This is a genomic window from Streptomyces sp. NPDC001852, from assembly GCF_042891825.1.
In the GTDB taxonomy this organism is placed as follows: Bacteria; Actinomycetota; Actinomycetes; order Streptomycetales; family Streptomycetaceae; genus Streptomyces.
Map to the genome: position 1 here is coordinate 134561 of NZ_JBIATN010000023.1, position 13140 is coordinate 147700.

A 13140-nucleotide genomic window follows, 5' to 3' on the forward strand; every position below is an offset into this window, starting at 1 on the left:
AGCGCGAGTGGGCCCCGACCGGGCGCCGGTCCCGAGGGTCTATCGTGTCCCCATGTCCGTCCCGGAACTGATCCGTATCGTCTCCCGCGACTCCCCCATGGCCCTGGCCCAAGTCGAGCGGGTCCGCGCCGAGTTGGCCGTACTGCACCCCGGTGTGCGCACCGAGGTGGTGCCGGTGAAGACCACCGGCGACAAGTGGCTCGGCGATCTGTCCCAGGTGGAGGGCAAGGGGGCGTTCACCAAGGAGGTCGACGCGGCCCTGCTGGCCGGGAAGGCCGATCTCGCGGTGCACTGCGTCAAGGACGTGCCCGCCGACCGGCCGCTGCCCGCAGGGACGGCGTTCGCCGCGTTCCTCAAGCGCGACGACATCCGGGACGCGCTGGTCCACCCGGGCGGGCTCACCCTGGACGAGCTGCCGGCCGGCACCCGGATCGGCACCTCCTCGGTGCGCCGGGTCGCCCAACTCGCCGCCACGCACCCGCACCTTCAGTGCGTGCCGTTCCGCGGCAACGACAACCGCCGGCTGGAGAAGCTCGCCGCCGGGGAGGCGGACGCGCTGCTGCTGGCGGTGGCCGGCCTGGAGCGGATCGGCCGCACGGACGTGATCACCGAGGTGCTGTCGACCGAGACCATGATGCCGCCGATCGGCGCCGGCATCCTCGCCCTGCAGTGCCGGGAGGACGACACCGATGTGATCGACGCCGTCAGCGGGCTCGGCGATCCCGACACGCATCGGGAGGCTACGGCCGAGCGGATGTTCCTGCATGTGCTGCAGGGCCACTGCAACAGCCCGATCGCCGGCTTCGCACACGTGGACCGTGGCGGGGAACTGTCCCTGCGGGCCTGTGTGTTCACTCCGGACGGCAAGACCCGGCTGAACGCCCACGAGTGGGCGGGCCGGCTGGATCCGGCCACGCTCGGCACCTCGGTCGCGGTGACGCTGCTGCGGCAGGGCGCGCGGGAGATCATCGACGGCATCCCGCACTGACCGTGCGGCGGCGCCGCCCGTGTCAGGCGGCGCCGGGCTCCGTCTGGTCCTTCAGGAAGGCGCTGACCTGGTGGGCCAGGCTGTGCTGTCCGGCGGTCGCGGGGGCGGCCGCCGTGGTCGCCTCCAGGACGCCGATGCCCCCGGTCCACAGCCGGCGGTCGGTCCACTCCTCCTCCACCCGGAGCTGCACCTGCACGTCCACGTGGGTGAGGGCGGCCTCGGGAGCGGCGGCGTAGAGCACGGCGGTGGCCCGGCGCAGCGGGTAGACGTCGAAGCCCTCGATGAACTGCGAATTGCGCCAGTCGATGAACGCGCCCTCGCCGTCGGCGCCGACCCGGACGTCGATCTGGCCGTCCTCCAGATGGATGCCGTAGTGCCGGGCGCCGCGGTTCTCCACCGTCACCCGGACACTGAAGTACGTCAGCCCGGCGGCGGCGTCGTCACGCCCGCGCGGCGGCTCCGCGGCCTCCAGGCGGTGGACGCGGACCCGCAGACCGGCATGCTCGTCGTACTCGTGCCAGTCCCCGACCACGTTCGGCTCGTACACAGTGCCCCTCTCGACCTCCGAGAGCTGCTGTCTATCTGTGGGCTGAGCGCACTGTCAAATGAGCAGAATGCGCTGTGGCCAGGGGGTTCGCCCGCTTTGATCGGTGATCAAGCGCTGCGCAGGAACGATGCGTTCGCGGCCCTTTCGGCGGGGGCACGGGTGCGTGCCGCACATCACGTCCACGGCAAGATCACCGGGCCAGCCGGCCGAGGAGCGAGGAGGCCGCGGTGATGCCGAGCGCGGCGGCCACCGCGAGGACGGCGAAGTCGGTGCCGAGGTGCGCGGGCGTGCCGAGCAGCAGGCCCCGCAGGGCGTCGACTTGATAGCTCAGCGGGTTGACCTTGCTGACGGCCTGGAGCCAGCCCGGCATCACCGACACGGGGTACAGGGCGTTGGAGCCGAAGAACAGCGGCATGGTGATCGCCTGCCCGAAGCCCATCAGCCGGTCACGGCTGAGCACGATGCCGGCGATGGTCATCGACAAGCACGAGAAGAACGCGGACGCGAGCACCACGGCGAGCGCGACACCGGCCAGCTTCAGCGGGTTCCAGGTGAGGGCGACGCCGAGCACGGCGGCGATGACGATCACGACGATCGCCTGGATCAGCGACTTCACCCCGGCGGCGAACGCCTTGCCGGTGATCAGTGCCGAGCGCGGGGTCGGGGTGACGAGGAGCTTGTTCAGGATGCCCGCGTCCCGCTCCCAGATGATCTGGATGCCGTAGAAGATCGCGATGAACATCGCCGACTGGGCGATGATGCCGGGCGCCATGAAGTCGATGTACGGCACGCCGCCGGTGGGTATCGCCCGGATCCGGGTGAAGGTCTGCCCGAAGATCAGCAGCCACAGGGCGGGCTGGACGGCGCGGGTGTACAGCTCGGTGCGGTCGTGGCGGAGCTTTTGCAGCTCGACGGCGCACATGGCGACGACCCGGGCGGGCAGCAGCCGCCAGCCGGCGCGCGGCACGGGCGGGCTGAGCAGCAGGGCGGTGTCGCTGCCGAGGGTGCGGTCAGCCGACTCGGCGCGCGGTGCGGCGGGTGCTGCGGACATCGCGGAAACCTCCTCCGGAGTGGTCGTCGAGGCCGCTGCCGGCGACGTCGCGAAAGACGTCCTCCAGCGTGGGCAGGGTGTCGGTGCCCCGGCGTTCGGCGAGGCCGTGGCGCAGCTCGGCCGGGGTGCCGAGGGCACGGATGCGGCCGCGGTGCATCAGGCCGACCCGGTCGCAGTACTGGTCGGCCTCGTCCATGTAGTGGGTGGTGACGAGCACGGTCATCCCGGTGGCCGCGCGGACGGCGTTGATGTGCTCCCAGACACCGGTGCGGGCGATCGGGTCGAGTCCGATGGTCGGCTCGTCGAGGATCAGCAGCCTGGGCGCGCTGACCAGCGCCTGGGCCAGCTCCAGTCGGCGGACCATGCCGCCGGAGTAGGTCCCGGCGAGCCGGTCGGCGGCCTGAGCGAGGCCGACGGCGGACAGAGCCTGGGCGACCCGCTCCGCGCGCTCGCGGCGGGGCACGTCGAAGACACGGGCGAACAGGGCGACGTTCTCCCGGCCGGTGAGCCCGCTGTCGGCGGACAGCTGCTGCGGGACGTAGCCCAGCAGCCGGCGCACCGCCATCCGCTCCTTGGCCGCGTCGTGCCCGAAGACGCCGACCATGCCGGCGGGGACGGGCAGGAGGGTGGTGATGCAGCGGATGGCCGTCGTCTTGCCGGCCCCGTTGGGCCCGAGCAACCCGAACACCTCGCCCTCCCGGACGGCCAGGTCGAGCCCGTCGACGGCATGGGTGTCCCCGAAGGCGTAGACGAGCCGAGTACAGCTGACGGCGTCGGCAACCGGGGCGGCCGCGGCGGACGGTCCCACAGTGTCAGCAGCCGGGCCACAGGTCGCCGCGGGGCGCGCGGCTTCGGCGGCCGTACCGACGGTGTCGGGCGATACGGCGGCCGTGGCGACCGTGCCGGCGGAGCCTTTGGCCGCGGCGGGCGCGCCGGACGTTCCGGTGGGGGCGCCAGTACCGACGGCCTCGGCGGCCGCGGAGCCGACTGCGGCCGAGGCGTCGGGGCTGCCGGCGGCGTCCGAGGGGACGCCGAGGGTGCTGACCGTGTCCGTCGAGACCTCGGGGCTGCCGACGGCGTCCGTCGAGGCGTCGGGGCCGTCAGCGGTGCCGACGGGTTTGCCGGGGCTGCCCGTGGGGCCTGCGGCGCGGACGGAGCTGTCAGCGGTGCCGGCGTCGTCACCGGGCGTGTTGGTGCTGTCCCTCGTCATGGCTTGTGGACCTCCGTCGTGATCGTCGGTCTCCGTCATGCTTCCTCCGCCTCCTCGTGCAGCCCTGCCGCCAGCTTGCGCAGCGCCGGCAGGGCCGCGCGCAGGGCCTCCCGGTCGGTGTCGTCGAGGCGGGACACGTGCCGGCCGACCAGTTCGGCCCGGCGCCGCTTCCAGTCGCCGAGCCGCTTCTCGGCGGCCGCGGTCAGCTGCAGCCGGGCCGCGCGCCGGTCGGCGGTGTCGGTCTCGCGGCGCAGGTATCCGCCCCGGACGAGCTGGTTGACCAGGGTCGACACCGAGTTGCCCGCCAGGTGCAGCGCCCTCGCCGCGTCCGAGATGCCGATGCCGGGCCGGGACTCGACCAGCCGGAGCAGCTCCACCTCGGCGCCGCGCAGCCGGGGCCCGCTCAGCCCGCCCCGCAGCCGCCGCCGGATCAGTCGCTGGATGCGCACCAGCGCGTCCGCCAGCTCCTCCGGGAAGGTCTCCGACCCCGCTGCCGCTCGCTGCGCCGTCTCCGGTTCCACGCATGAAGATTACCTCTGTTACAGAGGTAATTCCCGCCAAGGGGTGGTCAAGACCGAACCGACCTGCATCCCATTTGTACTTAATTGTTTTGCGATGTCCCGCAGGGGGAAAAGGAGTGATGAGTGCTTCGGACCGGAGGCACGCCCGTGGGAGCCGGCTTCTCGCCGGAAGCCCCGTTTGCCCATTCCCGGTCCGAGCGCGCCTCCCACGGTGTCTGTACACCAGCACCTGCTGAGAGAGGTGCGCACCATGCGTGTCACCGGCAGCACGACCTCCCATCCCCACGACGACGCCCCCGACACGGCGGACTCGTTCGAGCGACTCGCGAAGCTGCCCGACGGCCCCGAGCGGCGGGCGTTGCGTGACGAACTGGTACAGCTGTGGCTGCCCATGGCCGAGCGGATCGCCGTGCGGTTCCGCGGCCGCGGGGAGACCCTGGAGGACCTGTACCAGGTGGCCGCCCTCGGCCTGGTGAAGGCCGTCGACCACTACGACCCCGGGCGTGGCCGTGCCTTCGAGGCGTACGCAGTGCCCACCATCACCGGTGAGATCAAGCGCCACTTCCGCGACCACATGTGGACCCTGCACGTGCCGCGCCGGGTGCAGGACCTGCGCAACCGGGTCCGCTCGGCCGTGAAGGAACTGGCCCAGAGCACCTCGGGGCGCCCACCCACCGTGGCGGAGATCGCCGCCCACACGCGCCTCACCGAGGACGAGGTGCGCACCGGCATGGAGGCGCTCGAGTGCTTCTCCGCGCTGTCCCTGGACGCCGAGGTGGCCGGCACCGACGGCTACGCCCTCGGGGACTCCCTGGGCGGACCCGATCCCGGATACGAGCTCGTGATCGACCGGACCGCCGTCAGGCCCTGTCTCGAGGCACTGCCGGAACGCGAGCGCACCATCCTCTACCTGCGGTTCTTCCGCGGGATGACGCAGAGTCGGATCGCCCAGCAGCTGGGCATCTCGCAGATGCACGTCTCCCGGCTGCTCAGCAGTTGCTTCGACCGGCTGCGCGAGGAACTGCTCGCCGAGGCCCGCTGAAGCCGGCGGGCCCGCAGCACGGCCCGCGGACCCGTCCGTCGGGGCTCACTCCCCCCAGGTCCCGGGCACCTGAGTGGGGCCGTAGCGGTCCAGGGCATCCTCCAGCGCGGCGAGAACGTCGGGCGGGATGTCGCCGCGGCGGGCCCAGATGAGGATGAGCTCCGCGATGTTGCGCAGCTTGATGTTGGTGTGCTGGGAGACCTCCCGCAGCACCTCCCAGCCCTCGTCCGGGGTCACCCTGCCCAGGGCCACCACCATCCCGATCGCCTGGTCGACGACCGCGTGGGAGACGACGGCCTCTTTCATCTGGTCGACCTCGGCCTGCAGCTCGGAGATCCGGTCGGGCTCGTTCACTCCCATGCCCCCATCGTGCTCGCCGGCCTGTACCGATGCCAGCGGGGGTACTCGACAGGCGTCCGGCCCCCTTCCGGTTGGACACTGGTGCGAGAGCGGTGGCCGCCCGGCCCCGAGAGCAGGACGCGACTGACATGAACCCTAACGCCCCCGTCAGTGGTGGACCGCGGAGACGAGACGTCGTCTCCACGCACTCCGTCTTCGGCGCCCCGTGCTGGGTGAGCCTGACCAGCCGTGACCTCGATGCCACCCAGGACTTCTACTCCGCCGTCCTGGGCTGGCGCTGGCGGGGCGCGAAACTCGGTGAGCACTTCCGTATCGCGCTGGCGGACGGGGTGCCGGTGGCCGGGATCGCCGCCGTCGCGGCCATGTGGCAGATGGCCGTGGCCTGGACGCCGTACTTCGCCGTGCCGGACGCCGATGTGGCGGTCTCCCGGGTCCGCGAGCGCGGCGGTACGGCGGCCGTCGGGCCGCTGTCCTTCCCGCCGGGCCGCGCCGCGCTGCTCGCCGACCGGGACGGGGCCACTTTCGGCATCTGGCAGGGGGAGCTGGTCGGCAACTGGGAGGCGTGGCGGCGGGCGGCACCGACGTTCATCCGGCTGCACACCCGCGACGCCTTCGACGCCGCGATGTTCTACGGCGAGATCCTCGGCTGGGCGTCCGGGCAGCCGGGCTGCTGCGAGGTGGAGTACGAGGCCGGCGAGGTGGTGCTGCGCAGCCAGGGCGACATCGTGGCGCGCATCGACTCGGGCGCGGTGGAGTCGGCACCGGATCCCTCCGTCCGGCCGCACTGGCAGATCCACTTCGCCGTCGCGGACGTCCCGGGCTGCGCCCGGGCGGCGGAGAAGCACGGCGGCAGCGTGCTGAGCGAGAACGACGACGAAGCGATCCTCCGGGACGCCGACGGCGCCCAGTTCACGGTGACGTCACACCGGCTGCGCTGAGCGGGGCCGTCCTTCGGCGCCGCTCGGGCCGGAGCGCTTCTGCACGTCCGGTCACGACGGCCCTCGTACCGCCGCTCAGCTCGCCGCCCGCGACGGCCTCGACAGGAGAATCAGGCTGCGGGACTCCACGCGAAGCCTCGTGCCCGCCTTGCGTTCGCGTTCGTCGGGGATGCCGTCCGGGTCGGCGGTGTCGATCAGGGTCGTCCAGCGCTCGCCGAAGGTGTCGTCGGGCAGGCGGAAGTCGACCGGCTCCCAGTAGCCGTTGACGAGCAGCAGGAAGGAGTCGTCGACCATCCGGCGCCCGTAGGCGTCGCGTTCGGCGATGGCGTCGCCGTTGAGGAACACCCCCACCGAGTGCGCGTCGCCGCGCTGCCAGTCCCTTCTGGTCATCTCGCGGGCGTCCGGCCTGAGCCACATCAGGTCGGGCAGCGGTTGCCTGGCGTTGGTCGTGGTCTCGCCGCGGAAGAAGCGGCGCCGCCGCAGCACGGGGTGCGCGGCACGCAGGGCGATCACATGCCGGGTGAAGTCCGCGAGGCGGCGCTGCTCATCCGTCAACTCCCAGTCGACCCAGGAGATTTCGTTGTCCTGGCAGTAGGCGTTGTTGTTGCCCCGCTGGGTGCGGCCGAGTTCGTCGCCGTGGCAGAGCATCGGGATGCCCTGTGACAGCAGCAGAGTGGCCAGCAGGTTGCGCTGCTGGCGGGCGCGCAGTTCGAGGACGGCCGGGTCCTTGGCGGCGCCCTCCACGCCGCAGTTCCAGGACCGGTTGTGGCTCTCGCCGTCCCGGTTGTCCTCACCGTTGGCCTCGTTGTGCTTGTCGTTGTACGACACCAGGTCGCGCAGGGTGAAACCGTCGTGCGCGGTGACGAAGTTGACGCTCGCGCGTGGCCGGCGCCTGCTGTGCTGGTACAGGTCGGAGGAGCCGGTCAGCCGGGACGCGAACTCGCCGAGCGAGCCGGGCTCGGCCCGCCAGAAGTCCCGTACGGCGTCGCGGTACTTGCCGTTCCACTCCGACCACAGAGGCGGGAAGTTGCCCACCTGGTATCCGCCCTCCCCCACGTCCCAGGGCTCGGCGATGAGCTTGACGCGGCTGATCACCGGGTCCTGCTGGATCAGGTCGAAGAAGGCCGAGAGCCGGTCCACCTCGTGGAACTGCCGGGCCAGGGTGGCCGCGAGGTCGAAGCGGAAGCCGTCGACGTGCATCTCGGTGACCCAGTACCGCAGCGAGTCCATGATCAGCTGGAGCACGTAGGGGTGGCGCATCAGCAGGCTGTTGCCGGTGCCGGTGGTGTCGTAGTAGTGCGCCCAGTCGCCGTCGACCAGACGGTAGTAGGACGCGTTGTCGATGCCCCGGAAGGACAGTGTGGGGCCCATCTCGTTGCCCTCGGCGGTGTGGTTGTAGACCACGTCGAGGATGACTTCGAGGCCGGCCGCGTGCAGCGCCTTCACCATGGCCTTGAACTCGTTGACCTGCTGGCCGAGGGTGCCGAAGGCGGCGTAGGCGTTGTGCGGGGCGAAGAAGCCGATGGTGTTGTAGCCCCAGTAGTTGGACAGGCCGCGGTCCTGGAGCACGCCGTCCTGCACGAACTGGTGCACCGGCATCAGCTCCACCGCGGTCACGCCGAGCGAGGTCAGGTGCTCGATGACGGCGGGGTGGGCGAGGCCGGCGTAGGTGCCGCGCAGCCGCTCGGGGACGTCGGGGTGGGTGCGGGTCAGGCCGCGTACGTGGGCCTCGTAGATCACCGAGTCCGAGTACGGCGTGCGGGGCGGGCGGTCGTCGCCCCAGTCGAAGTAGGGGTCGGTGACCACGCCCAGCATGGAGTGCCCGGCGCTGTCGGCCGGGGCGGGGCCGTCCGGGGCGCGCTCGTACAGCGAGGCGTGGTTGTCGATCTGGCCGTCCACGGCGCGGGCGTACGGGTCGAGCAGCAGTTTCTTCGGGTTGCACCGGTGGCCGAGCGAGGGCTGCCAGGGGCCGTGCACCCGGTAGCCGTAGCGTTGGCCGGGTGCGATGCCGGGCAGATAAGCGTGCCAGACGAATCCGTCGACCTCCTGCAGCCGGACGGGGGTCTCCTTGCCGGCGTCGTCGACGAGGATCAGCTCGACCCGCTCGGCCACCTCGCTGAACAGCGCGAAGTTGGTGCCCTGTCCGTCGAACGAGGCACCCAACGGGTAGGGCTGCCCGCTCCACACGGGCAGCCCTTTCCTTCTTCTGCGGGCGGTCACCGGCTGCCCTCCAGGGCGTCGTCCAGCGCAGCTTCCGCAGCGGCCGGCACGGTATGCGCGCCGCCCGGAACAGCGGCCCCGGCTCCCCGCACGGCGGCCGCCTCGTCCGGAGTGGAAGCCCCGGAACCCGGCGCGACAGGCGTGCCGTCCCGCTCACCGGTCAAGGCACCAGGCTCGGCGAGCGCGTCGTCCAAGGCCCCCGCCGGCGCGGCCAGCACCGCCACCGGCGTCTCGCGCGGCACCTGCAGCCCCTGTCGCAGTGTCGGCGCGGGGGCGATCGGCACGAGCGGGACGCGCTCACCGGCGCGGGCTCGCTGCGAGAACCAGATGATCTTGCTGCCGGTGTCCGAGGCACAGCAGCCCCAACCGTCGCTCATGGCGGCGATGTCCGCCAGGCAGGACCGCAGGTCCTGGTCGGGGCGCAGGTCCGGGTCGTCGTCGCCGAAGGCGGTGATGAGGTGCTGGCCGTTCCACCACATCTCGATCGACGTGTGCTTGTCCTTGGCATGCTCGTCGATCGCCCGCAGCAGCAGTTCCGCGCCGCGGCAGACGGGATCCGCGAGGTTGTCGAGATCCCAGTAGCGCAGGTGGGCGGCCAGGATGCGGCTGACCTGTCCCACCCGTTCCGGGCTGACTTCCACGTCGAGGTGGTAGTAGCAGGGCACTGCGGTCTTCATCGTCGCTTGCTCCTCACCGGCGAAGCTCTCGCTCCCCTCGCCCGTCCGGGAGAGATCCCGGAGGCCCGTCCGGGAGGGATCCCGGACACATAGCGTGAGCGCTGATCGCTTCAGAGTCACCTCTACGGTGCGGGTACTACGCCATTCGTGCAACACGAGGGCTCGACACCCACTCCTGGTTGAAGATCCAACAAGACGCTGCGTCGTCGTCCGTGCACCATAAGTGAAAGCCTCGATCGCCGTAACGGTGCCGTGCCCTCCCGCGCGCGGACACCACCCGACCGTCGGGAACGCGCCCAGTCGAGAGCGTGGAAGGTGAAGAGGGCAATGCTGCTACCCGCCAAGGCCGAAGTGGCCCGGGCGTTGCGGCGTTACCGGGCGTGGGAGCGCGTGATGCTCGCCTCGCCCCACGACCGCACGGTCCGGGCCACCTTCGAGGACTCGGGCTACACGCTGTGCGTACTGATGGGCAAACGCTGCGCCCGCGAGGCCGCGGACGCGGCCGAACGCTATCTGCGCACCAATCTGGTCACCTACCTGCGCGAGCAGGACGGACGGCCGCGGCCGCGCCGATCGGCCAGAAGAGCGCCGCCACCGGAGCGGCGTTCCACGGCGCCAAGCCCCTGACCTGGCACCGTACAAGGCGTTCCCCCCCGGGGCCGGCGCAGGTCGGCCCCTCTCGGATCGCGAAGCCGGGCCGGGTGCCCGGCTTCGCGCACGGCGGAGGTGAGATACATGCGCAGGACCCCGGTCATCGGCCGCGTACCGGTACGTGACGTCCGGCCGGCCGTGGAGTGCGGCAGGCGCCCGGCGAAAGCGGTGGCCGGGGAGACCTTCCAGGTCACGGCCACCGTGTTCCGCGAAGGGCACGATGCCGTGGGCGCCAATGTGGTCCTGCGCGATCCCAAGGGCCGCCGTGGCCCGTGGACGCCGATGCGGGAGCTCTCCCCCGGCAGTGACCTGTGGGGTGCCGACGTCACTCCGGACGCGACGGGCCGCTGGACCTTCCGGGTGGAGGCCTGGAGCCATCCGCTGGCGACCTGGCGGCACACCGCCTCGGTCAAGGTGCCGGCCGGGATCGACGTCGGACTGGTGCTGGAGGAGGGCGCCGAGCTGTACGAGCGGGCGGCCGCCGGAGTGCCGAAGGGCGAGGAGCGGAACGTCGTCCTGGCCGCCGCGCAGGCCCTCGGCGACGACTCCCTGCCGGTTCACGACCGCCTCGGAGCGGCCCTGTCACCGGTGGTGGACGCCCTGCTGACCCGCTATCCGCTGCGCGAACTGGTCACCGCCTCCGATCCGATGCCGCTGCTGGTGGAGCGCGAACGCGCCCTGTACGGGTCCTGGTACGAGTTCTTCCCGCGCTCCGAGGGCACCCCGCAACACCCGCACGGCACCTTCCGCACGGCCGCGCGCCGGCTGGAGGCGATCGCGGAGATGGGCTTCGACGTCGTCTACCTTCCGCCCGTCCACCCCATCGGCACGACGTTCCGCAAGGGGCCCAACAACACGCTCACCGCCGGGCCGGACGATGTCGGCGTGCCGTGGGCGATCGGGTCTCCCGAGGGCGGGCACGACGCCGTCCACCCGGATCTCGGCACGATCGAGGACTTCGACTTCTTCGTGGGCGAGGCGGCGAAGCTGGGCCTTGAGGTGGCGCTGGACTTCGCGCTCCAGTGCTCACCGGACCATCCGTGGGTGCACAAGCACCCCGAGTGGTTCCATCACCGGCCGGACGGCACGATCGCGTACGCCGAGAACCCGCCGAAGAAGTACCAGGACATCTATCCGATCGCCTTCGACGCGGACATGGACGGACTGGTCGCCGAGACCGTACGGATCCTGCGGCACTGGATGGACCACGGCGTGCGCATCTTCCGCGTCGACAACCCGCACACCAAGCCGGTCGTCTTCTGGGAGCAGGTCATCGCCGAGGTCAACCGCAAGGACCCGGACGTGATCTTCCTGGCCGAGGCCTTCACCCGCCCGGCGATGATGCACACCCTGGCCCAGATCGGCTTCCAGCAGTCGTACACCTACTTCACCTGGCGCAACAGCAAGCAGGAACTCACCGAGTACCTCAGCGAGTTGGCGGGTGAGGCGGCGGCCTACATGCGGCCGAACTTCTTCGCCAACACCCCGGACATCCTGCACGCCTACCTCCAGCACGGCGGCCGCCCGGCCTTCGAGGTGCGGGCCGTGCTCGCCGCGACCCTCTCCCCCGCCTGGGGCATCTACAGCGGCTACGAACTGTGCGAGAACACCCCGCTCAGGGAGGGCAGCGAGGAGTACCTCGACTCGGAGAAGTACCAGCTCAGGCAACGGGACTGGGAGGCGGCCGCGCGCGAGGGCCGCACCATCGCGCCGCTCATCACCCGGCTCAACGAGATCCGACGGCAGCACCCCGCGCTACAGCGCCTGCGGAACCTCCGCTTCCATCAGACCGACAACGATGCCGTGCTCGCCTACAGCAAGAGCACGGGTACGGACACGGTCATCGTGGTCGTCAACCTCGACCCGCACCACACCCAGGAGGCCACGGTCTCGTTGGACATGCCGCAACTCGGCCTGGACTGGAACTCCGCCCTGTCCGTGCACGACGAACTGACGGGCGAGACGTACCACTGGGGCAGGACCAACTACGTGCGCCTGACGCCCGGCGGCGCGCCGGCGCACGTGCTCCACGTCGGGCGTTCGACGCCCCAGAACGGAGGGCCCGCAGCCTCATGACCGTCAACGAACCCGTGCACGACACCTTCGAGGACACTCCTGCCAAGGACCGGGACCCGGAGTGGTTCAAGCGAGCGGTCTTCTACGAGGTCCTGGTCCGCTCCTTCCAGGACAGCAACGGCGACGGCATCGGCGACCTGAAGGGCCTGACCGCCAAGCTCGACTATCTGCAGTGGCTCGGCGTGGACTGCCTGTGGCTGCCGCCGTTCTTCAAGTCCCCGCTCAGGGACGGCGGTTACGACGTCTCCGACTACACCGCCGTACTGCCCGAGTTCGGTGACCTCGCCGACTTCGTGGAGTTCGTGGACGCCGCCCACCAGCGCGGCATGCGCGTGATCATCGACTTCGTCATGAACCACACCAGCGACCAGCACCCGTGGTTCCAGGAGTCCCGCACCAACCCCGACGGCCCCTACGGGGACTACTACATGTGGGCCGACGACGACAAGCAGTACGAGGACGCCCGGATCATCTTCGTCGACACCGAGGCCTCCAACTGGACCTTCGATCCCGTGCGCGGCCAGTACTACTTCCACCGCTTCTTCTCGCACCAGCCGGACCTCAACTACGAGAACCCCGCGGTGCAGGAGGAGATCCTGGCGGCCCTCAGGTTCTGGCTGGACCTCGGCATCGACGGCTACCGGCTCGACGCGGTCCCCTATCTCTACGCCGAAGAGGGCACCAACTGCGAGAACCTGCCGGCGACCCACGAGTTCCTGAAGCGGGTCCGGCGCGAGATCGACGCGATGTACCCGGACACCGTACTGCTGGCGGAGGCCAACCAGTGGCCGGAGGACGTCGTCGACTACTTCGGGGACTACTCCTCCGGCGGCGACGAGTGCCACATGGCGTTCCACTT

The 13140-nt window shown here is 70.9% G+C and carries 12 protein-coding genes and 1 pseudogene; 6 read left to right on the forward strand and 7 right to left on the reverse strand.

Annotated features, from left to right (window positions below; genetic code table 11):
- Window positions 1–52 precede the first annotated feature (52 nt).
- A complete protein-coding gene (hemC, locus tag ACFYZB_RS32740; protein ID WP_388764692.1) occupies window positions 53–988 on the forward strand; it encodes a hydroxymethylbilane synthase in 936 nt (311 codons plus the stop codon).
- Between the two features lie 22 nt (window positions 989–1010).
- Here the strand turns inward: hemC and ACFYZB_RS32745 are convergent, their stop codons facing one another.
- The 4 genes from ACFYZB_RS32745 to ACFYZB_RS32760 all read right to left on the reverse strand — a co-directional run bounded on the left by ACFYZB_RS32745 (window position 1011) and on the right by ACFYZB_RS32760 (window position 4317).
- Window positions 1011–1535 carry a hypothetical protein gene (locus tag ACFYZB_RS32745; RefSeq protein WP_388764694.1) on the reverse strand — a complete coding sequence of 175 codons (525 nt, stop codon included), beginning with the start codon at window positions 1533–1535 and terminating at the stop codon, window positions 1011–1013.
- Between the two features lie 190 nt (window positions 1536–1725).
- Complete coding sequence (locus ACFYZB_RS32750; protein WP_388764696.1) at window positions 1726–2586, reverse strand: ABC transporter permease; 861 nt, start codon at window positions 2584–2586, stop codon at window positions 1726–1728.
- Window positions 2546–3394, reverse strand: coding sequence for an ATP-binding cassette domain-containing protein (locus ACFYZB_RS32755; protein ID WP_351210164.1), 849 nt, complete (start codon window positions 3392–3394; stop codon window positions 2546–2548). The genes ACFYZB_RS32750 and ACFYZB_RS32755 overlap by 41 nt, the downstream gene beginning before the upstream one ends.
- 437 nt (window positions 3395–3831) lie before the next feature.
- Window positions 3832–4317, reverse strand: coding sequence for a MarR family winged helix-turn-helix transcriptional regulator (locus ACFYZB_RS32760; protein WP_388764699.1), 486 nt, complete (start codon window positions 4315–4317; stop codon window positions 3832–3834).
- 250 nt (window positions 4318–4567) lie between these two features.
- On the opposite strand from ACFYZB_RS32760, the gene ACFYZB_RS32765 reads away from it, so the two are divergent.
- Window positions 4568–5359, forward strand: coding sequence for an RNA polymerase sigma factor SigF (locus ACFYZB_RS32765; RefSeq protein WP_388764701.1), 792 nt, complete (start codon window positions 4568–4570; stop codon window positions 5357–5359).
- A 45-nt stretch (window positions 5360–5404) separates the two neighbouring features.
- Here the strand turns inward: ACFYZB_RS32765 and ACFYZB_RS32770 are convergent, their stop codons facing one another.
- A complete protein-coding gene (locus ACFYZB_RS32770) occupies window positions 5405–5719 on the reverse strand; it encodes an ANTAR domain-containing protein (RefSeq protein ID WP_388764702.1) in 315 nt (104 codons plus the stop codon).
- 128 nt (window positions 5720–5847) lie between these two features.
- On the opposite strand from ACFYZB_RS32770, the gene ACFYZB_RS32775 reads away from it, so the two are divergent.
- Window positions 5848–6657, forward strand: coding sequence for a VOC family protein (locus ACFYZB_RS32775; protein ID WP_351209887.1), 810 nt, complete (start codon window positions 5848–5850; stop codon window positions 6655–6657).
- Between the two features lie 75 nt (window positions 6658–6732).
- Here ACFYZB_RS32775 and glgX read toward each other — a convergent pair whose 3' ends face one another.
- Entirely contained in the window at window positions 6733–8877 is a 2145-nt protein-coding gene (gene glgX / locus ACFYZB_RS32780) for a glycogen debranching protein GlgX (protein ID WP_388764704.1), read from the reverse strand.
- A gap of 182 nt (window positions 8878–9059) precedes the next feature.
- A pseudogene (locus ACFYZB_RS32785) lies at window positions 9060–9554 on the reverse strand (pep a2); the annotation flags it as partial.
- Between the two features lie 327 nt (window positions 9555–9881).
- Between ACFYZB_RS32785 and ACFYZB_RS32790 the strand changes: the two are divergent.
- From ACFYZB_RS32790 to ACFYZB_RS32800, 3 genes are all read left to right on the forward strand, one after another.
- On the forward strand, window positions 9882–10181 hold the full coding sequence (locus ACFYZB_RS32790; RefSeq protein WP_228622012.1) for a DUF5133 domain-containing protein: 300 nt from the start codon (window positions 9882–9884) through the stop codon (window positions 10179–10181).
- Window positions 10182–10289: 108 nt separating this feature from the next.
- On the forward strand, window positions 10290–12281 hold the full coding sequence (locus ACFYZB_RS32795) for an alpha-1,4-glucan--maltose-1-phosphate maltosyltransferase (protein WP_388764706.1): 1992 nt from the start codon (window positions 10290–10292) through the stop codon (window positions 12279–12281).
- Window positions 12278–13140: alpha-amylase family glycosyl hydrolase (locus ACFYZB_RS32800; RefSeq protein ID WP_388764708.1), on the forward strand; the 863-nt coding region annotated here is incomplete at its 3' end. The genes ACFYZB_RS32795 and ACFYZB_RS32800, both read left to right, overlap by 4 nt.